This window comes from Saccharopolyspora sp. 6M, assembly GCF_020176775.1.
Taxonomy (GTDB): domain Bacteria; phylum Actinomycetota; class Actinomycetes; order Mycobacteriales; family Pseudonocardiaceae; genus Saccharopolyspora_C; species Saccharopolyspora_C gregorii.
Map to the genome: position 1 here is coordinate 1 of NZ_JAIUJZ010000214.1, position 19,277 is coordinate 19,277.

Consider the following 19,277-nt stretch of genomic DNA (forward strand, 5'->3'; position numbering starts at 1 on the left):
CACCGCCTCACCCGGACCCGGATCGGGGACGATGATGTCGACGACCTCGACCGGCGCTCCCTTGCCGGTCGCCACGACGGCGCGAACCTCGGACACGTACACCTCCAGGAGTGGGTTTTCCGCCGCCCGAACAGCCGCAGTCGCGCGGCCGCGGGCGCTCTCAAGAACAGGGCCGGACATGCGCATACCGGCATCCCCGGACGATCACGACCATACCCCCCGATCGGCCGTAGCCACCGGGTGCTCGACTGCGGTTCCGTCTGTGAGGGCCCCGCGCGGACCCGCCCCGCTTCGACACGGTGTGTGAAACAACGACTACTGTACGGTGTCGCCGACGGAGGAACGAGGAGCACATCATGGTCGACGCGCAACGCCTGTTGTCCAGGGAGATGGACATCGACCGGCCTTGCGCGGCGAGGATCTACGACGCGTTCCTCGGCGGTGGCCACAACTTCGGCGTGGAACGCGAATTCGCCGAGCGGCTGCAGAGTGCGATGCCCGGCGTCGCCGGGGTGTTCCGGGACAACCGGGCGTTCCTGCGGCGCACCGTGGAGCACCTGCTGGCGCGCGGCGTGCGGCAGTTCCTCGAACTCGGCTCCGGGATACCGACCATCGGGCACGTGCACGAGGTCGCCGCCCGCCGCACCCGCCGGTTCAGCGTGCTGTACGTGGACAACGAGCCGCTCACCGTCGCGCACAGCAGGCCGCTGCTCGACGCCGAACCGCGCGCCGCGATCATCCACGCCGACATCCGCGAACCCGACGCGGTCCTCGGCTCCCGCGACGTCGCGAACCTGATCGACTTCTCCGAGCCGGTCGCGCTGGTGATGTCGGCGGTGCTGCACTTCGTGGAAGACGACGACGATCCGATGCGGCTGGTGCGCGCCTACCAGGACGCGGTGGTGCCCGGCAGCGCGCTCGTGCTCTCCCACCTGTGCGCCAGCGAGGAGCCCGAGCCGATGAACCTGCTGGCGGCGTTCTACGAGGAGACCGCGGACCCGGTGGTGGCGCGCCCCGCCGAGTGGATCACCGAGTGCTTCGGCGCGTTCGCACGGCAGCCGCCCGGCACCTGCTACATCGGCGACTGGCGGCCGGAACCGGACCAGCCGCCGCACCGCCACCCCCGCTACCGCATCCTCCACGGCGGCCTCGCCCGCAAACCCTGATCGAACAAGCACCCCCGGCCCCAAGGCGACGCCTCCGGGTGAGTGGGCCCTCGGCCCACGTCCATCGGGTGGGTGGGCCGTTCACCTGGATGCGGGGCGGACGAAGAGGAGCAGGATTCCGGCGGTGATCGCGGCCGCCCCCGCGGCGAGCCACGCCGTGGCGAGACCGGCGTGCTCGCCGAGGAACCCGAACAGCAGCGGTCCCGCGATGCCGCCGAAGTAGATGCCGGCGAGGGTGAACGACGTCGCGCTCGCCACCCGATCCGGAGCGATCTTGGCGACGGAGAAGTTCAGCAGCCCCGGCCACGCCCAGCCCGCGCCGAACCCGATGGACACGCCGATCAGGAACAACGTCGTCGACCCCGCCGCCATCAGCGCGTACCCGAGCGAGCCGACGACCAGCATGATCGTGATCACCCGCAGCAGGTTCACCTCCCAGCGGTCGGCGACCACCCCGGCCAGCAGCCGGATCGTCAGCCCGGCCGCCGACGCCAGCGACAGCACCAGTCCCGCGGCCGACGGGCTGAACCCGACGTCCACGGCGGTGGTGGTCACGAACGCGCCCTGCGCGTTGGCGGCGGCCGAACCGAGCCCGCCGGCGATGGCGATCAGCAGCAGCGCCACGAACCGGGATTCCCCGCCCGATCCGGCCGCCGCGGGACGGGTGGAGCGCTTCGCCTGCGGCAGCGAGGGCACGAACGCCGCGGCCAGCAGCCCGGCGATCCCGGCGAACACGAACACCCAGCGCCAGCCGATGGTCAGCGCGATCGCGGGCACCGCCGCCCCGGCGAGCAGCGTGGCGAGCGGGATCGAGGACTGCTTCACGCCGAACCCCGTGCCGCGCCGGTGCGCGGGCACGCCCTGGGTGATCAGCAGGTTCGCCGCGGGCTGCGCCAGCGAATTCGGCAGCCCGGACAGGCACAGCAGCACCAGGAGCCAGCCCGCGTCGCGCACCGTCGCGATGCCCAGCAGGCACACCGCGCTGCCCGCGGCGCCCAGGCGCATGCCCAGCCGGGAGCCGATGCGCTCCACCACCCAGCCCATGAAGCGGGAGGCGAGGGCCGCGACGGCGAAGAACGCGGCGGCCGAACCGCCCAGCAGCGCGGCGCCGAACCCGAGTTCCCGCTGCAGCTGGACGCCGAGCCCGCCGACGAGGAACACCGGGAACACACCGACGGTGACGACCGCCGCGACCGAGCTGAGCACCCGGACGGGCCCGACCTGGCGTACCTGCGGGGGACCGCCACCGACCACCGCTGCCGCCATCGGTCCTCCTCCGTTCGTCGGCCGCCACCGGCGGGCAAGCCCGCCACCAGCGTGTGAACCGCGGAACCGTTTAGCAACGCTAACGTGACGCATCCCTCCGGCGCGCCACGCGAATGCGCTCGTCCGCCGTCTTGACGTCGCGCCCGCCACCCGCCACGGTCGATCAGGTGGCCATCGACGGCCACGTGTGGACGCGGACTGGAGGCGGGCCGGGTGGGCGCCGAGTTGAGCGGAATCCCGTCGGCGAACGTGCCCGAGCCCGTGCGGCTCGACGCGGTCGAGCTGTCCTGGTCGATCCGGCAGCGCGAGCTGAGCTGCGTGCAGGTCGCCGAAGCGTTCCTCACCCAGATCGACCGGTTCAACCCGCTGGTCAACGCCATCGTCTCCCGCGCCGACGAGGAGGACGTGCTCGCGCAGGCCCGCGCCCGGGACGCCGAGCTGGACCGCGGCGAGTGCGCCGGGTGGATGCACGGGTTCCCGATCGCGGTGAAGGACCTCAGCGACGCGGCCGGCTTCCCCACCACGCAGGGCTTCCAGCGGCAGGAACCCGCCACGGCGGACGCGCTGTTCGTGCGCCGGATGAAGGAGGCCGGCGCGATCGTCGTGGGCAAGACGAACGTCCCCGAGTTCGGGCTCGGCTCGCACACCTTCAACTCGCTGTTCGGCACCACCACCAACCCGTACGACCTGTCCCGCACCGCCGGGGGCAGCAGCGGCGGCGCCGCGGCGGCGCTGGCGATGCGGATGCTGCCGGTCGCCGACGGCAGCGACTTCATGGGTTCGCTGCGGACGCCCGCCGCGTTCTGCAACGTGCTGTCGCTGCGGCCCGGGTTCGGCCGGGTGCCCACGCCCGGGTTCCTCGGCGAACCGTCCGTGGTGGGGCCGATGGCGCGCACCATCCGGGACCTGGCGATGCTGCTGTCCACGATGGCCGGTCCGGACGAGCGGGCGCCGTTGAGCCTGCCGCAGGACCCGGCGCTGTTCACCGGATCCCCGCGCCGCGACGTCGCGGGCCTGCGCATCGGCTGGGTGGGCGACTTCGACGGCTACCTGCCGACGGAGCCGGGCGTGCTGGAGCTGTGCGCGGACGCGGCACGGCTGTTCGAGCGGCTGGGCTGCGTGGTGGAACCGGCGCCACGGCTGCCCGTCGAGCAGGCGTGGGAGACGTTCCTGCTGTGGCGGCGGTGGATGCTCGGCGAGTCGCTGCACGAGGTGCACCGCTCCCCCACCGCCCGCGCCCGGATGAAACCGGAGGCGCAGTACGAGGTGGACGGTTACCTGGAGCTGGGGGTGCGCGACATCGCTGCGGCGCGCGCCGGCCGGGACGCGTGGCGCGAGTCCGTGTCGGACCTGTTCGACCGCTTCGACTTCCTGCTCGCGCCCAGCACCCAGGTGTTCCCGTTCGACGCGGATCTGCGCTGGCCCGCGGAGATCGACGGCACCGCGATGGACACCTACCACCGGTGGATGGAGGTGTCGGCGCCGTGGACCTTGTCCGGGCATCCGGTGCTGAACCTGCCCGCCGGGTTCAACGACGCGGGATTCCCGACCGGGGTGCAGCTGATCGGCCCCGGGCACGGCGAGTGGCCGCTGCTGCAACTCGGTCACGCCTACGAGCAGGCGAGCGACTGGACGCACACCGTGCTCCCGCCGCCGTTGACCTGACGGGCTGCCCCCTCCACTTCTGCCGCGCGGCACCGCTGCTCCGGTGTTCCGCTCGCACTGCTCCGGTCTTCCGCGATTTCCGGGTGGTGCGGGGGAATTCTCGGGTCCGGGATGGCGCCGGGCCGATGATCAGTGCGAACGTCCGTTCCGCGGTCCTCCCGGCGGCGCGCACGTCGCAATTTCTCACGAACTCGGCGCTTGTTTGATATCTGCGGCGGGGTTCGCCGACCGGGCGCGAACGTGTGCAAGGCTGCACCCGTCAGGTCGGTTTTTCGGGAAGGTGACAAGTTGGGTACCGAGGTTTTCTCCCTCCAGGACAAAGTGGCGCTGGTGACCGGTGCCGGGCAGGGAATCGGTCTGGAGATCGCGAAGGCGCTGCGGTCGGCGGGAGCCCACGTGGTGATCGGCGAGATCAACCCGGAGACCGGCAAGGCGGCCGCCGAGCAGGTCGAGGGCGATTTCCTCCCGCTCGACGTGACGGACTCGGCCGCGGTGGCCGACGGGGTGGCCCGGATCGTGGCCGACCACGGTCGCATCGACGTGTCCGTGCACAACGCGGGCATGGTGCGCAACGAGCCCGCCGAGGAGATGAGCGACGAGTCCTGGCGCCGCGTCGTCGGGTTGAACCTGGACGGGGTGTTCTACTGCTCCCGCGAGGTCGGCAAGCAGATGCTCGCCCAGGGGGCCGGCTCGATCATCAACATCGCCTCGATGTCGGGCATGATCTCGAACCACCCGCAGCCGCAGGTCTCGTACAACGCGTCCAAGGCCGGCGTCATCATGCTGACCAAGTCGCTCGCCGGTGAGTGGGCTCGCCGCGGCGTCCGGGTCAACTCGATCTCGCCGGGCTACACCGGGACCGACCTGCTGCTGGGCGTGCAGAACACCCAGCCGGAGTGGTTCAACGGCTGGATGGAGCAGACCCCGATGGGCCGCGCCGGTCGTCCGGAGGAGCTGGGCCCGGTCGCGGTGTTCCTCGCGTCCGAGGCCAGCAGCTTCGTCACCGGCAGCAACGTCGTCGCCGACGGCGGCTTCACCATCTGGTGAGCCGGCCTGGCTGATCCCCGGCCGGTCCTGATCACCCGTCACGACCGGCCGGGACGCCACTACCGGAACGCGTTGCTCCCGGTGAGCGCTTGGCCGATGGTCAGGGCGTGCATCTCGCCGGTTCCCTCGTAGGTGAGCACCGATTCCAGGTTCGTCATGTGCCGGATCACCGGGTACTCCAGGGAGATCCCGTTGGCGCCGAGCACGGTGCGCGCGGAACGGGCGACCTCCAGCGCGCCGCGCACGTTGTCGAGCTTGCCGAAGCTGACCTGCTGCGGCAGCAGGGTTCCGGCGTCCTTGCGCTTGCCGAGGTGCAGCGCGAGCAGCCGCGCGTTCTGCACCCGCACCGCCATGTCGGCGAGCTTCTGCTGGGTGAGCTGGAACCCGGCGATGGGCTTGCCGAACTGCTCCCGGCCGCGCGCGTAGTCCAGCGCGGTCTCCAGGCAGTCGCGAGCCGCGCCGGTGGCGCCCCAGACGATGCCGTAGCGGGCTTCGTTCAGGCAGCTCAACGGCCCGCGCAGGCCCACGGCTCCGGGCAGTGCCGCGGAATCCGGCAGGCGCACCTCGTCGAGCACCAGCTCGCTGGTCACCGAGGCGCGCAGCGACAGCTTCTTCTTCAGCTCCGGTGCGGCGAATCCCGGGGTATCGGTGGGGACGACGAAGCCGCGCACGCCCTCCTCGGTCTGCGCCCACACCACGGCGACGTCGGCGATGCTGCCGTTGGTGATCCACATCTTGCGGCCGTCGAGGACCCAGTCCGAACCGTCCCGCCGGGCTCGGGTGGTCATCGACGCCGGGTCCGAGCCGTGGTCGGGTTCGGTGAGCCCGAAGCAGCCGATGGCCTCGCCCGCGGCCATCTTCGGCAGCCACTGCTGCTTGTGCTCCTCGGAGCCCCAGCGCCAGATGCCGTACATCGCGAGCGAGCCCTGCACCGACACCAGCGAGCGCAGCCCGGAGTCGGCGGCCTCCAGCTCCTCGCACGCCACGCCGTAGTCGACGGCGGAGGCGCCCGCGCACCCGTAGCCCTCCAGGTGCATGCCGAGCACGCCGAGCTTGCCCAGCTCGCGGGCGAGTTCGCGCGCCTGCGGGAACTCGCCGCGTTCGAACCAGTCCGCGACGTGCGGCCGCACCAGGTCCCGGCACAAGGCCCGCACGCTGTCGCGCAGCGCGAGCTGCTCGGTGGTCAGCTCGGCGTCGATGCCCAGCGGATCGCGGGGATCGAAGTCGGGTTTGGCGCTCATCGGTGGCCTCCTCGGGCTGGGTCGTCGGACAGCGGTGGCAACGGGCTCGGGTCCGCGGCGAGCCAGCCGCGCACCTCGTCGGTGTGTTCGCCGAGCTGCGGCGGGGCGAGCGGGTCGGCGACGTCGAGGTCGGAGAACTCGATCGGCATCCGGGCCTGGGCCACGCCCCCGTCGCCGGGGTCGACCACCGGCCGCAGACCGAGCGATTCGGCGTAGTGCACCGCGTGCGAGAGGTCGTTGACCTGGCCGCAGGCGATGCCGGCCCGGTGCAGCCGGTCCTGCCAGTCGCCGGCCCGCCGGGCGCCGAGCACGTTCTCCAGGCGCCGCACCAGTTCCGCCCGGTTCGCGACGCGTTCGGCGTTCGCGGCGAACCTCGGGTCGTCGGCCATCCCGATCAGGCCGAGCGCCTCGGTGAACCGGCGGAACTGCGCGTCGTTGCCGACGGCCACGGCGAGCAGCCCGTCCTCGCAGCGCAGCGTCTCGTAGGGGGCGATGCTGGGGTGCCGGTTGCCCATCCGCTCGGGCGCGATGCCGGTGGTGAGCAGGCCGCTCATCTGGTTGACCAGGGCGGCGAGCAGGCTGGAGAGCAGGTTGACCTCGACGTGCTGCCCCAGCCCGGTGGCGTCCCGCTGCCGCAGCGCGGCGAGGATGCCGAGCGCGAGGTCCTTGCCGGTGAGCACGTCGACGACGGCGACCCCGACCTTGGTCGGCGGCCCGTCCGGTGCGCCGGTGATGCTCATCAGCCCGCCGACGGCCTGCACCACGAAGTCGTAGCCGGGCAGGTCGGCGCCGGGCCCGCTGCCGAAGCCGGAGACGGAAGCGTAGATCAGCGCGGGGTTGAGCTCGCGCGCGCCGTCGGGGTCGAGCCCGCAGCGCGCCAGCACGCCGGGCCGGAAGTTCTCCACCAGCACGTCGGCGCGCCGCACGAGCGCCCGGGCCGCGTCCCGGTCCTGCTCGTCGTCGAAGTCGAGCACCACGCTGCGCTTGCTGCGGTTGACCGACTCGAAGTAGGCGGAGCCGCGGTCGGTCCACGGTGGACCCCAGCCGCGGGTGTCGTCGCCGCTGCCCGGCCGCTCCACCTTGATCACGGTGGCGCCGAGGTCGGCCAGCGACATGGTCGCGTACGGACCGGCCAGCACCCGGCTGAAGTCCGCCACCACGATGCCGTCCAGCGGCAGTGCCCGCCCCATCACCGACCCACCCTTCCGGTTCCAGGCCCGTTCGGGCCGGGGAAAACCGCGCAGCGATCCGGAAATCCCCGCACGACGGCCCCGGCCGGACCCGTCCCGCGGTCCGCGCGGAACACCGGAGTCCGGCACCTGGGACGCGCGGCGAGCCGCCTTGCGCTCTTCCCGGATTGGATCCAATATACAGTGATCGGATGCCGGGTCAACACGGTTCGCGCCTCTCGAACGAGTGATCGCGTGCCCGGCGCCAGGGGACCATCCGCGCACGAGCGACCGGCGGGAGCCGATGCCAGCAGACCCGAACCCGCGACCGCCGACGCCGCCCGACCTGCGCTGGCACGACCTGGGCGGGAACGACCGGCCACCGACCACGCAGGCGTTCGTGCTGGACGCGCTGCGCCGGGCCATCACCACCGGCTCGCTGGCCCCGGGCAGACCGATCCGGCAGGACTCGATCGCCCACGAGCTGGGCGTCAGCCGCGTCCCGCTGCGGGAGGCGTTGAAGACGTTGGAGGCCGAAGGCCAGGTGGTCTACCGGCCGCACCGGGGCTACGCGGTCGCCGAGCTGTCGCTGGACGACCTGCTGGAGGTGTACCGGCTGCGCGCGCTGCTGGAATCGGAGGCGGCGGGGGTCGCGGCCGGCCGCTTCGCGGAGGCGGACCTGCAGCGGATCGAGGAGGCGGCGCGGGACGTGGAACGCGCGGCCGAGGCGGGCGACCTGGTCGGCATGATCACGGCGAACCGGCGGTTCCACTTCGCGCTGCTGGAACCGTGCGGGCTGCCGCGACTGCTGCGGATCGTGCGCACGCTGTGGGACGCGACGGACGCCTACCGGGCGGTCTACTACAACGAGGGCGCGAACCGGGAGCGGGTCCGCGCCGAGCACGAGGCGATCGTGCGCGCGGCCACCGCGGGCGACGCCGAACGCCTGGTGGCCCTGCTCGACGCCCACCGCGACCACGCCGTCGCAGCACTCCGCAACACCATCAACTGACCGGCGAGAGCCGCTGGTTCCTCTTGCCAGCGCGAAGCGCTGAACGGCGACCACGCACGCAACCGGCACCGCCGCGGGTTCTCAGCGGGATTCTCGCGAGGACGGCGTTTTCTCCTGTGGCGGCGGCCACCGGTGAGAACGATCCCGCAGCGAGAATCCCGCTGAGGCTCCGCCACCCCACCCCTCGGCGGCGGCGACCGCTCAGGAGGAGTACTCGTAAAATCCGCGGCCGGACTTCTTGCCGTAGTGGCCCGCGTCCACCATCCGCTGCAGCAGCGGCGGCGCGGCGTACAGCTGCTCCTTGTACTCGTCGTACATCGAGTCGGCGATGGCCTTGAGCGTGTCGAGGCCGACCAGGTCGGCCAGCGCCAGCGGCCCCATCGGGTGGGCGCAGCCCAGCACCATGCCGTTGTCGATGTCCTCGGCCGCGGCCACGCCGCTCTCGAACATCCGGACCGCGGAGAGCAAGTACGGCACCAGCAGTGCGTTCACCACGAACCCGGAGCGGTCCTGGGCGCGGATGGTCTGCTTGCCGAGCCCGTCGGTGGCGAACTCGGCGGCGCGCCGCACGGTCTCCTCGGAGGTCACCAGGGAGGGCACCAGCTCGACGAGCTTGAGCACCGGCACCGGGTTGAAGAAGTGCACCCCGATGACCTGCGCGGGCCGCGAGGTGGCGGCGGCGAGCTTGGCGATCGGGATGGAGGAGGTGTTGGAGGCGAGGATCGCGTCCGGGTCGGTGAGCACCCGGTCGAGTTCGGCGAACACCCCGGTCTTGAGCTGCTCGTTCTCCGCGATGGCCTCGATGACCAGCTGGCGGTCGGCGAGCTCGCCCAGCGCGGTGGTGAACCGGAGGCGCCCGAGTGCGGCGTCCCGGTCGGCTTCGGCGAGCTTCCCGCGGCCGACGGCGCGGTCCAGGGACTTGGTGATGCGGGCCCGGCCCGCTTCGGCGGCCTGCTCGCCGACCTCCGAGACGACGACGTCCAGCCCGCTGCGGGCGCTGACCTCGGCGATGCCCGCCCCCATGAGCCCGGAGCCCATCACGCCTACGCGTTCGATTCCCGTCACCACACCGATCCTTCCGTCCGACTTCGTCGTCGGGTCGCGCTCGACCGACGCGGCGATGATGCCAAAGCGGGCGGTTACCTACGGGTACAAGGTGCTGTAGGACACGGCGGGAGCGATCGGCGGAGCGGTCTTGCTCGACGCCGGTCCCGCCGGGAGGCGCGTGGCTCGCCGGTGCGGGACCGGCTCGAAGAAGTCGGGCCGCAGTTCCCGACCCGACTCCTCCACTCCCCGACTCGCACCCTGACCCCCCAGGGTTCCGTCATCGTATATCAACAGCGGTGGACAGATCCACTCCCATCGACCACCGGTGTGGACGAGATCGTCATGACATCGGCGGTGTCGCGGAGATCGCGACCCCTTACAGTCGAGACGTGCCCCACCCATCCGACTCCGCCGGCACCGGCGCCACCGACGTCCCCGAGGACCAGGTCTCGGGGAGCTCCATCAGCGTGCACGTGTTCGCCGAGCGGCTGACCGAACTGCTGGCGGCGCAGCCCGACCCGGAGACCGGGAAGCCCTACGGCAGCGAGCGGATGGCGGGGTTGCTGACCGCGCGCGGCGTGCGGATGTCCGGCACGCACATGTGGCACCTGCGCACCGGCCGCGCGGTCCCGCGGCTCACCGAGGTGGTCGCGTTCGCCGAGTTCTTCGGCGTGGGCCTGGACTTCTTCGACCCGGCGATCGCACCGGAGCTGCTGGCGCAGTGGCGGCTGGCCGGGCAGCTGCGCAGCCACGGCGTCGAGGAGGTCGCGCTGCGCCAGCTCACCGACCAGTTCCCGGAGCAGGACCGGCAGCACGTGGCGGACGCGATCCTCGGGGTGCTGCACGGTTTCAAGGCGCTGCGCGCCGCGGACCAGCAGCCGGAGCAGCGGTGAGGCTGCTGGTGTGGGACGGGGGCCCGGACCGGAGTTCGCGCTGGTTGCTGCGGCGACGCAGCGGGAAGCGGCTGGACGCGCTCGGCCTGCCGCGCCGGTTCACCGCCCAGCAGCTGCTGGAACGGGCGCGGGAGCACCTGGGCCGGGACATCTACTTCGCGGCCGTGGAGCTGCCGCCGCGCGCACCGAGCGGGCTGGCGCTGCTGCCGGAGGGCTGCGTGATCATCATCGCGGACGCGCGCACCACCCGCTGGCACCGCTGGCACATCTGGTTGCATGAGCTGATGCACCTGCTGTGGGGCCACGTGGGCCGCCCGCTGTCGGATCCGGCGCCGGCGCTGCGCTCCCTGTTCGGCGAGCTGCCGCCGGAGGTGCTGGACCGGGTGCTGACCCGCACCGGCTGCTCGGCGCAGGAGGAGGCCGCGGCGGAGATGATGGCGTCGGTGGCGATGCGCCGGATCAGCTCGTGGGAATCGCCGCAGGCGCAGCAGGTTCCCGACGAGGCGCGGGAGATCCTGCGCCGCTTCCAGTCGACCCTCGGGTGATCGGGTGTTCGCCGTCCTCTACCCGCTGGCGCTGCTGCTGCAGCTGAGCGCGTTCGCGTGGAAGCTGCGCGATTTCCTGCGCGATCCGCGGGATCCGCGGCTGGGTGCGATCACGCTGGCGCTGCTGTTCGTGGCGTGCGGGTTCAACTTCGCGATCCCCGGGGTGTACCTGGCGGTCGGCGCGGCGTCGGGGGTGCCGAACCTGTCGACGCTGGCGGTGTACTCCTCGATCGTGCTGTGCACCGCCTCGTTGCAGGTGTGCTCGGTGAACCTGGCGCGGCCGCGGGAGGAGGCGCAGCCCGCGGGCCGGGTGCTGGTGCTGGGCACGGTGGCGGCGCTGCTGGTGATGGCGGGGGCGTTCGCGCTGGCGCCGGTGCACGACGAGCCGCACGTGCTGGACTTCGACGCGCACTACTCGGGCGTGCCCGCCGTGGTGCTGTTCCTGGCGGTGTACCTGGGCGCGTACTCGCTGGGGCTGGTGCGCAGCGCGCTGATCTGCCTGCGGATCCGGCCGCACGCGCGGGAGCGGTGGCTGCGGTGGGGCGTGTCGCTGGTGCCGGTGGGCGTGGTGTTCGGCCTGGGCTACTCGGTGCTGAAGGTGGTCGCGGTGGCGGGCACCTGGCTCAGTGCGGACCTGGACGCGGTGAGCACGGTGGCGGCGCCGCTGAGCGCGACGGTCGGGGCGAGCGTGATGGCGGTGGGCTACGTGCTGCCGTCGGTGCCGCGGTTGCTGCGGCGGTGGCGGGCGCGCCGCTACCTGCGTCCGCTGCTGAAGGCGTTGCGGCCGCTGGATCCGGAGCTGGTGCGCAACACGCGGCTGGAGTCGGCGGAGTACCGCTGGCTGATCGCCACCGACGACCTGCTGCGCGAGCTGCGGCCCTACCTGGACCCGGCGGTGGTGCCGGTGGCCGAGCGGCACGCGGACCGCGCGGGCCTCACCGGGGAGCAGCGGGCGGCGACGGTCGAGGCGGCCCGGATCGCGGCCGGGTTGCGCGCGCACGCGGCCGGGCGGCGCCCCGGTTCGGGCAGCGACATGATCCGCGAGGAGTCCGGGATGGACGGTTCGGCGGCGGCGGTGTGGCGGTTCCCGGAGCAGGACCCGCACCGCGACTTGGCGGAGGAGTCGCACTGGTCGTGCCTGATCGGCAAGGCGTTCCAGGAACCGCACCCGGTGGTGCGGGAGGTGCTGGCGGAGCTGGACGGGGACCGGAGCCCGGCGCCGTGACCGATCCGTTCACCGCGCCCGATCCGTTCGCGGCGCTGGCGGCGCTGCGCGCGGCCGGCCCGGTGCACCGGGTGTCCACTCCGGACGGTCCGGGCGCGTGGCTGGTGACCCGGTACGCGGAGGTGCGGGCGGCGCTGGGCGATCAGCGGCTGGCGCTGGACCGGTCGCGCTCGCACGGCGGGGACTACGCGGGGTTCGACCTGCCGCCGCAGCTGGACGCGCACCTGCTCAACAGCGATCCGCCGCGGCACACCCGGTTGCGGCGGCAGATCGCGCCGAGCTTCACCGCGCAGCGGGTGCGGGAGCTGGCGCCGCAGTTGCGGGAAGTCGCCGAGCGGCTGGCGGCGGCGCTGCCGGACGAGGTGGACCTGGTCGCGGAGTTCGCGGTCCCGCTGCCGGTGCGGGTGATCGCGGAGCTGCTGCCGCTGCCGGAGCAGGCGCGCGCGGAGTTCACCGGCTGGGCGGATTCGCTGCTGCGCCACTCCCCCGGCGCGGAACCGCGGGCGCGGGACACGATGCGGGACATGCGCCGGATCATCGGCGGCGCGCTGGGGTCGACTCCCCCGGCGGAGTCGTTGCTGGCGGGGCTGCTGGCGGCCCGCGCCGGTGGCCGCCTGGACGACGACGAGCTCACCAGCATGGTGTTCTACCTGCTGTTCGTCTGGTACGAGATCATGGTGCACGCGGTGTCCTCGGCGGTGCTGCGGCTGCTGGGCGCGGAACTTACGCTGCTCGATCCCGGCGTGGAGGAGGTGCTGCGGTTCCACCCGCCGCAGCTGCTGGCGGCGCCGCGCTACCCGCTGTCGGATCTGGAGATCGGCGGGGTGCCGGTGCGCGCCGGGGACACGCTGCTGCTGTCGCTGGCGTCGGCGAACCGGGACGAGCGGGTGTTCGCGGACGCGGCGGTGTTCCGCCCGGAGCGCTCGCCGAACCCGCACCTGAGCCTGGGCCACGGCATCCACTCGTGCCCGGCGTCGGCGTTGACGAGGGTGATCGCGGCGAGCGCGGTGCGAGCGCTGCGGGCGCGGCGGCCGGAGTTGTCGCTGGCGGCTCCCGCGGAATCCGCGGCGTGGCGCGGGAACTTCCGGCACCGGGGCCCGGCGGAACTGGTGGCGCGAGTGCGCCGCTGACGCGGGTCGCCCTCCCCGCCTGCTTCAACGCATAGCGCACCCCGGGGCTTGTGGCAAGACCCCGGCACCCCCGCACACTGTGCCCCTCAACTGGGAAGACGGGGGTTTCGATGATCGACGTCATCGTGGTCGGCGGGGGTCCGGCGGGCTTGTTGCTGGCGGCGGAGCTGCGGCTGGGCGGGCTGCGCGCGGTGCTGCTGGAGCGGCACGCGGAGCCGGCGGGGGAGGCTCGGGCCCTGGGCCTGCACGCGCGCAGCGCGGAGGTGCTGGACCAGCGCGGGATGCTGGAGCCGTTCCTCGCGCACGGCGAGCGGGTCACGGCGGGCGGTTTCTTCGCGGGCGTCGGCCCCCGGTGGCCGGCGGGCCTGGACACCGCGCACCCGTACGTGCTGGCGATCCCGCAGGACGTGACGGAGCGCCTGCTCGCCGAGCACGCCGAGCAGGTGGGCGTGGACTTCCGGCGCGGCCGCGAGCTGGTGGGCCTGGGGCAGGACGCGGCGGGCGTCACCGCCGAGCTCGCGGACGGCGCGGAGCTCCGCGCGCGCTACCTGGTGGGTTGCGACGGCGGCCGCAGCACCGTGCGCAAGCTGCTCGGCATCGGCTTCCCCGGGGAGCCGTCCCGGGTGGAGACGCTGGTGGCCGAGTGCGAGCTGACGGCCGCGCCGGAGGAGCTGGCGGCGACGATCGCGCGGGTGCGCCGGACCGAGTTCCGGTTCGGCGCCATCCCGCGCGGCGCGGGCCTGCACCGGGTGATCGTGCCGTCCGGGGGCGTGGCGGCGGACCGGTCGGTGCCGCCGACGATGGCCGAGCTGCGGGAGCGGTTGCGCGCGGTCGCGGGCACCGATTTCGGGGCGCACTCGCCGCGGTCGCTGTCCCGCTTCGGCGACGGCACGCGGTTCGCCGAGCGGTACCGCGACGGCCGGGTGCTGCTGGCGGGCGATGCGGCGCACGTGCATCCGCCGACGGGCGGGATGGGCATGAACACCGGCCTGCAGGACGCGTTCAACCTGGGTTGGAAGCTGGCGGCCGCGGTGGGCGGCCGAGCTCCGGAGGGCTTGCTGGACAGCTACGAGGCGGAGCGGCGCCCAGTGGCCGCCGAGGTGCTGGAGCTGTCCCGCGCGCAGACGGAGCTGCTGCTGCCGGAGCCGGGCCCGCGAGCCGTCCGGAAGGTCCTCGCGGACCTGATCGAGTTCGAGGAGGTGAACCGGTACCTGATCGAGAAGGTCACGGCGATCGGCATCCGCTACGACTTCGGCGATTCCGCCGCGGGGCGAGGAGAACGCGCAGCCGCGGGCGGGCACCCGTCGGTGGGCGGGCGGTTGCGCGACGTCGAGCTGGGGCGGGGCCGGTTGTACCGGCTGCTGCACGGCGGGCGCGGACTGCTGCTGGACCAGACCGGCGAGTTCTCCGCGGCCGGCTGGGCGGATCGGGTCGACCACGTCGTGGACGTGAGCGAGGAGCTGGACGTGCCCGCGCTGCTGCTGCGCCCGGACGGCCACGTCGCGTGGGCGGGCGAGGATCGGGCTGCCCTGCGCGCGGCCCTCGGCCGCTGGTTCGGCGTCCCGGCCTGATGGGGTTCGGGTGCCGCGGCGGGGCCGGTACCCCGGTCCGATGGGTTCGCCCCGGCGCGTTCACCCTCGGGGCTGGCAGTGCGGGCAGTGGTAGGTGGTCCGCCCGGCGGTGGTGGTGCGGGCGAGTCCGGTGCCGCAGCGCGGGCAGTGCGGGTCGGGTTCGTCGCGGTGCCCGGTGAGCCAGCTCGGCCGGTCCGGCACGTGCCCGACCTTCGCGGACCCGCGCAGCACCGCGTGCGCGCGGCGGCTGAACCGGTCCAGTTCGCCCCGGTCGAGGTCGCCGGTGCCGCGGGCGGGGTGCAACCGCGCCTGCCACAGCGCCTCGTCGACGGTGAGATTTCCCAGTCCGCACAGCACTTCCTGGTCCATCAGCGCGGATTTGAGCCCGCGCCGGCGCCGGGTGAGCTGCCGCCGGTAGTCGGCGGCGGTGGCGGCGAGCGCATCGGGGCCGAGGTCGCCGAGCAGCGCGTCGAGGTCCTCGCGGTCTCGGGCGAGGTGCAGCCCGGTGAGCTTGCGCATGTCCCGGTACCGCAGCTGCCCGTCGTCGAGGTCCAGCAGCACGCGGTCGTGCCGGTGCACCTCGTCGCCGGGTTCGCACCGCAGCAGTCGCCCGGTCATGCCGAAGTGCAGCAGCACCTGCGGGAACTCGTCCCCCAGCGGGAGCGCGAGCCACTTGCCGAGCCGCCACGGCGTGCCGAGCCGCTGCCCGCGCAGCGCGTCCCGGAACTCGCCGGTCCGCACCCCGCGCAGCACCTGCGCGTCGCGCAGCTCGACGTCCCGCTCGACCAGCCCCGCCGCCCGCTCCGCGACCCGGCGGAACCCCTCCACATCAGGCAGTTCCGGCACCACCCCGGACTACCCCCCACCACCCGCCGCACACCTCGGGTCAGGGGTGGGTGGTGAACCAGGTGGTGGTGGCTCGGGCCACTTCGGCGAGGGCACCGGGTTCTTCGAAGAGATGGGTGGCGCCGGGGACGACCTGGAGTTCGTGCTCGGCGGAGAGGTGGCCTGCGGTGCGCCGGTTGAGTTCGAGGACTTCCGGCAGCCTGCCGCCGACCAGCATCAGGGTGGGGGCGCGCACCTGGTCGAGCGGTTCGGTGGTGAGGTCGGGCCGCCCGCCGCGGGACACCACCGCGCGCACCGAGTCCGGCCGGCGCGCGGCGGCTCCGAGGGCGGCGGCGGCACCGGTGCTGGCACCGAACAGGCTCAGCGGGCCGCGCCACCAGTCGAGCACGCCGAGGACGCGCACGGTGAGCAGCGGGATGTTGAACCGCTGCTCGCCGTGCGCGTCGCGTTCGCACTCGTCGTCGGTGAGCAGGTCCAGCAGCAGGGTGCCGAGCCCGGCCTCCTGCAACCGGGCCGCCACCCACCGGTTGCGCTCGCTGTGCCGCGAGGAGCCGCTGCCGTGCGCGAACACCACCAGCGGTGAATCCGGTTGCGGCAGCACCAGGTCCGCGGCGAGCGCACCGCTGCCGTGCGCGGCCGGGACGGCGACCTGCTCAGGCTCCGCCATCCTGCACCCGTTCGGCGTTCTCCTCCGGGGAGGCGTTGCGGGCGGGGGCCGCGGAACCTTCGTTGGTCACCGCGGACAGGCCGGTGTCCTCGACCTCCTCGCCTTCGACGACGGCGCCGGTGCCGGTGGACCGCTCGGCCTGCTCGGCGACCTGCTCGCCGCTGACCCCGTCGGCGACCTCCTCCGCCGCCTGCTCGTCGACGGTGTCGTCGAGCTCGTGCAGGCGGGTCTCGGCGAGCGGTTTGCCCACCTCGTCGTCCGGGTCGGGGCGTTCCTCGGCGAGCCGTTCGTCGATGGTCTCGCCTTCCCGCTGCTCGCGGGGCGTGGGCCGGTCCACGACGTCCCGCGACCAGTGCTCGGGCGGTTCGACACCCTCTTCCAAGGGGTCCACGCCCAGTTCGTCCTCGTCGAGATCGCCCGCGGATTGCAGCTCGGCCGGGTCCTGCGGGTCTGCGGGATCGGGGCCGACCTCGTCAGCCGAGGGCGTCTCGGCGTCCAGCGGGTCCGACATCGTGCGCGTCTCCGTTCCTCGTGCGGACAAAGCACTTCCGCACCACGGCTACCCGCACGCGCGCCGCTCAATCCCCCGATGGGGTCACGCGGAGGTGGTGATGCTCCGCAGGAACGCGCGCCAGTGCTCGCGGGGGACGACGAGGGTGCCGCCGGCGCGGTCCTTGGTATCCCGCACGCCGACCACCGAGGCCGTCATCGCCACCTCGACGCAGCCTTGGGAACTCGTCGAATAGCTCGCCTTGCGCCAAGAGGATTCCGCGAACCGCTGCATGATCCTCATCGTAGCGACTGGAGCACCGTCCCGATCAGCGCTTCGGATTCGGTCCGATCCACGGATCGTTCCAGTGCTTCGGCGAACGAGAGGCAGTACTGGTGCACCCGGACCTCGGTGTCGATCAAGCCGAGCGAGGTCACCGTCTCCTGCCACGCCAATCGGCCGAGCCTCGCGCTGGGGAAGGTGAGCAGGTGGAACGTAGATCCGCCCATAGCTCCGTAGCTACCGGCGGTGAACGGGATGATCCGGACTTCCAAGGTGTCCGCGAACCGATCGATCAGATCGAGCAGATGTTCCAGCTGCTCCGCGAGGACGTCCACTCCACCCACCTGCTGCCGCAACGAGCCTTCGGTCATGACCACCGTGGCCCGCAGCGGATCCGCTCCGCTCATCCGCCGTTGACGACGCATCCGGGCTTCGACCCGTCGCTCGATCTCCGAGCCGCGCAGGTTGGCGCGGTCACCGGCGTGGATCGCTCGGGCGTAGTCCTCGGTCTGCAACAGCCCGGAGATCGCACCGCTCTCGTAGCTGCGCACTTCCTCCGCCCCGTGCTCGAACCCGAAGTAGCGGAGGAGTTCCGGGGCGAACAGCCCGCTGTAGCGGGACCACCAGCCGCGACCGTCCGAGGCCTTGCGCAGTTCCACCAGCTCACCGGCCTCGTCGGCGTCGAGCAGGTAGGTCCCGATGAGGGTCGTCAGCTTCTCCTCGGCGATCTTGCGGCGCCCGTGCTCGATGTTGCTCAGGTAGTTCTGCGTGACGCCGATCGACTCCGCGGCCTCGGTGCCGGTGAGGTCCACCTGTTCGCGGGCTTCCTTGAGCCGCACGCCCAGTTCCCAGGCTGCGACCAGTGGTGATGCGGGCGCCATCTCGTTCCTCCGCTGACTCCGGCTGCGTGGTCCCCAGGTCTACCAGATCGATCAGAACCCATTCGAGTGATGCCGTAAGAAATATTTCTAAGCTAGATTCTGGATCAGCGGCGGCCCCGCGCCTCCCCGACCCCCGGCGGGGCCGCCGCACCCCCGATGACGACGAAGGAGGACGACGTGGGATCGCAAGTGGTGTTCGGTTCCCGCTGGCCCGTCGCGTACTGGCGGCCCGTCGACGGCGTGCGGCACGCGGTGGACTCCGCGGAACGCCCGCACCCGGGGCAGCGGCGGACCGCGTTGTGCGGTGTCGCGCTCACCATCGCGAAGGCGAGCGACGAGCAGTGGCTCGCGCCCACCTGCGCGGCCTGCTGGGACGTGGCCCGCGCGCTGCGGGACGCCGCGCAGCGCGGGATCAGCGCACCGCACCCGCCGTGACGCCGCGGACCAGATGGCGTTGCAGCAGCAGGAACCCGGCCACGACCGGCAGGCTCACCACCAGCGACGCGGCCATCACCTCGTTCCAGTGCACCGACGACTCCGCGGCGTACTCCCGCAGCCCGACCGCCAGCGTCCGCGAACCCGAGCTCGTCAGGATCGACGCGAACAACGCCTCCCCCCACGCCGTCATGAACGCGTACATCACCACCGCCGCGATCCCCGGCCGCGCCGCGGGCAGCACCACCCGCAGCAGCGCCCCCAGCGGTCCGGTGCCGTCGAGCAGCGCCGCCTCGTCGAGCTCCACCGGCACCGCGTCGAAGCACCCCACCAGCAGCCAGATCGAGAACGGCAGCGAGAACGTCAAGTAGGTGACGACCAGGCCGAACAGGTTGCCCTGCAACAGGATTCCGGTGACCCGCCCGATCGACGCGTAGAGCAGGAACAGCGGCAGCAGGAACAGGATCCCCGGCATCGCCTGCGTGGACAGCACCACCGCGCGGAACAGCTCCCGGCCGCGGAAGCGGAACCGGCTCACCGCGTAGGCGGCGAACACCGCGACCAGCACCGACACCGCCGCCGATGCGGACGCCACCACGGCGCTGTTCGCGAAGTACCGCGCCAGGTCCACCGTGGACCACATGGTGCGGAACGCGTCCAGCGACACCGCGGACGGCCACCACGAGAACCCGTCCCGCC

General features: G+C 72.8%; 20 protein-coding genes. 10 read left to right on the forward strand and 10 right to left on the reverse strand.

Translation table 11 applies throughout. The features are described from left to right. The first annotated feature begins 356 nt into the window (after positions 1-356). The gene (locus LCD31_RS24320; protein ID WP_224961660.1) at positions 357-1,166 is read left to right on the forward strand and encodes an SAM-dependent methyltransferase; all 810 of its coding nucleotides are present in this window, start codon (positions 357-359) and stop codon (positions 1,164-1,166) included. 81 nt (positions 1,167-1,247) lie between these two features. Here the strand turns inward: LCD31_RS24320 and LCD31_RS24325 are convergent, their stop codons facing one another. Then, entirely contained in the window at positions 1,248-2,432 is a 1,185-nt protein-coding gene (locus LCD31_RS24325) for an MFS transporter (protein ID WP_224961662.1), read from the reverse strand. A 249-nt stretch (positions 2,433-2,681) separates the two neighbouring features. Between LCD31_RS24325 and LCD31_RS24330 the strand changes: the two genes are divergently transcribed. Both LCD31_RS24330 and LCD31_RS24335 read left to right on the forward strand, forming a co-directional pair. Beyond that, positions 2,682-4,097 carry an amidase gene (locus LCD31_RS24330; RefSeq protein WP_224961664.1) on the forward strand — a complete coding sequence of 472 codons (1,416 nt, stop codon included), beginning with the start codon at positions 2,682-2,684 and terminating at the stop codon, positions 4,095-4,097. Between the two features lie 288 nt (positions 4,098-4,385). Continuing rightward, a complete protein-coding gene (locus tag LCD31_RS24335) occupies positions 4,386-5,144 on the forward strand; it encodes an SDR family NAD(P)-dependent oxidoreductase (RefSeq protein ID WP_224961666.1) in 759 nt (252 codons plus the stop codon). A 59-nt stretch (positions 5,145-5,203) separates the two neighbouring features. On the opposite strand, the gene LCD31_RS24340 is transcribed toward LCD31_RS24335, so the two are convergent. Both LCD31_RS24340 and LCD31_RS24345 read right to left on the reverse strand, forming a co-directional pair. Continuing rightward, entirely contained in the window at positions 5,204-6,385 is a 1,182-nt protein-coding gene (locus LCD31_RS24340) for an acyl-CoA dehydrogenase family protein (RefSeq protein WP_224961667.1), read from the reverse strand. Continuing rightward, positions 6,382-7,575, reverse strand: a complete 1,194-nt coding sequence (locus LCD31_RS24345; RefSeq protein ID WP_224961669.1) for a CaiB/BaiF CoA-transferase family protein — start codon at positions 7,573-7,575, stop codon at positions 6,382-6,384. Before LCD31_RS24345 ends, LCD31_RS24340 begins: the two co-directional genes overlap by 4 nt. A 283-nt stretch (positions 7,576-7,858) precedes the next feature. Between LCD31_RS24345 and LCD31_RS24350 the strand changes: the two genes are divergently transcribed. Continuing rightward, on the forward strand, positions 7,859-8,566 hold the full coding sequence (locus tag LCD31_RS24350) for a GntR family transcriptional regulator (protein WP_224961671.1): 708 nt from the start codon (positions 7,859-7,861) through the stop codon (positions 8,564-8,566). A 201-nt stretch (positions 8,567-8,767) separates the two neighbouring features. Here LCD31_RS24350 and LCD31_RS24355 read toward each other — a convergent pair whose 3' ends face one another. Further along, on the reverse strand, positions 8,768-9,631 hold the full coding sequence (locus tag LCD31_RS24355) for a 3-hydroxybutyryl-CoA dehydrogenase (protein ID WP_308015863.1): 864 nt from the start codon (positions 9,629-9,631) through the stop codon (positions 8,768-8,770). Positions 9,632-10,002: 371 nt separating this feature from the next. On the opposite strand from LCD31_RS24355, the gene LCD31_RS24360 reads away from it, so the two are divergent. The 5 genes from LCD31_RS24360 to LCD31_RS24380 all read left to right on the forward strand — a co-directional run bounded on the left by LCD31_RS24360 (position 10,003) and on the right by LCD31_RS24380 (position 14,977). Beyond that, a complete protein-coding gene (locus LCD31_RS24360) occupies positions 10,003-10,506 on the forward strand; it encodes a hypothetical protein (RefSeq protein WP_224961675.1) in 504 nt (167 codons plus the stop codon). Further along, positions 10,503-11,051: a hypothetical protein gene (locus tag LCD31_RS24365; protein ID WP_224961677.1), complete on the forward strand. Its 549-nt coding sequence runs from the start codon at positions 10,503-10,505 to the stop codon at positions 11,049-11,051. The genes LCD31_RS24360 and LCD31_RS24365 overlap by 4 nt, the downstream gene beginning before the upstream one ends. A 4-nt stretch (positions 11,052-11,055) precedes the next feature. Continuing rightward, positions 11,056-12,276: an MAB_1171c family putative transporter gene (locus tag LCD31_RS24370; protein WP_224961679.1), complete on the forward strand. Its 1,221-nt coding sequence runs from the start codon at positions 11,056-11,058 to the stop codon at positions 12,274-12,276. Further along, positions 12,273-13,406, forward strand: a complete 1,134-nt coding sequence (locus LCD31_RS24375) for a cytochrome P450 (RefSeq protein WP_224961681.1) — start codon at positions 12,273-12,275, stop codon at positions 13,404-13,406. The genes LCD31_RS24370 and LCD31_RS24375 overlap by 4 nt, the downstream gene beginning before the upstream one ends. A 110-nt stretch (positions 13,407-13,516) precedes the next feature. Continuing rightward, complete coding sequence (locus LCD31_RS24380; protein ID WP_224961683.1) at positions 13,517-14,977, forward strand: FAD-dependent monooxygenase; 1,461 nt, start codon at positions 13,517-13,519, stop codon at positions 14,975-14,977. 60 nt (positions 14,978-15,037) lie between these two features. On the opposite strand, the gene LCD31_RS24385 is transcribed toward LCD31_RS24380, so the two are convergent. The 5 genes from LCD31_RS24385 to LCD31_RS24405 all read right to left on the reverse strand — a co-directional run bounded on the left by LCD31_RS24385 (position 15,038) and on the right by LCD31_RS24405 (position 18,143). Then, the gene (locus LCD31_RS24385) at positions 15,038-15,823 is read right to left on the reverse strand and encodes a DNA-formamidopyrimidine glycosylase family protein (protein ID WP_224961685.1); all 786 of its coding nucleotides are present in this window, start codon (positions 15,821-15,823) and stop codon (positions 15,038-15,040) included. A gap of 40 nt (positions 15,824-15,863) precedes the next feature. Further along, positions 15,864-16,490: a dienelactone hydrolase family protein gene (locus LCD31_RS24390; protein WP_224961687.1), complete on the reverse strand. Its 627-nt coding sequence runs from the start codon at positions 16,488-16,490 to the stop codon at positions 15,864-15,866. Beyond that, positions 16,477-17,001: a hypothetical protein gene (locus LCD31_RS24395; protein ID WP_224961689.1), complete on the reverse strand. Its 525-nt coding sequence runs from the start codon at positions 16,999-17,001 to the stop codon at positions 16,477-16,479. Before LCD31_RS24395 ends, LCD31_RS24390 begins: the two co-directional genes overlap by 14 nt. A gap of 84 nt (positions 17,002-17,085) precedes the next feature. After that, positions 17,086-17,274, reverse strand: coding sequence for a DUF397 domain-containing protein (locus tag LCD31_RS24400; protein ID WP_224961691.1), 189 nt, complete (start codon positions 17,272-17,274; stop codon positions 17,086-17,088). 5 nt (positions 17,275-17,279) lie between these two features. Then, a complete protein-coding gene (locus LCD31_RS24405; RefSeq protein WP_224961693.1) occupies positions 17,280-18,143 on the reverse strand; it encodes a helix-turn-helix transcriptional regulator in 864 nt (287 codons plus the stop codon). 177 nt (positions 18,144-18,320) lie between these two features. Between LCD31_RS24405 and LCD31_RS24410 the strand changes: the two genes are divergently transcribed. Next, positions 18,321-18,578, forward strand: a complete 258-nt coding sequence (locus tag LCD31_RS24410) for a zinc finger protein (protein ID WP_224961695.1) — start codon at positions 18,321-18,323, stop codon at positions 18,576-18,578. On the opposite strand, the gene LCD31_RS24415 is transcribed toward LCD31_RS24410, so the two are convergent. Further along, the coding region (locus LCD31_RS24415) for a carbohydrate ABC transporter permease (protein ID WP_224961698.1) at positions 18,556-19,277 on the reverse strand (722 nt) is incomplete at its 5' end. The two genes, LCD31_RS24410 and LCD31_RS24415, sit on opposite strands and share 23 nt — an antisense overlap.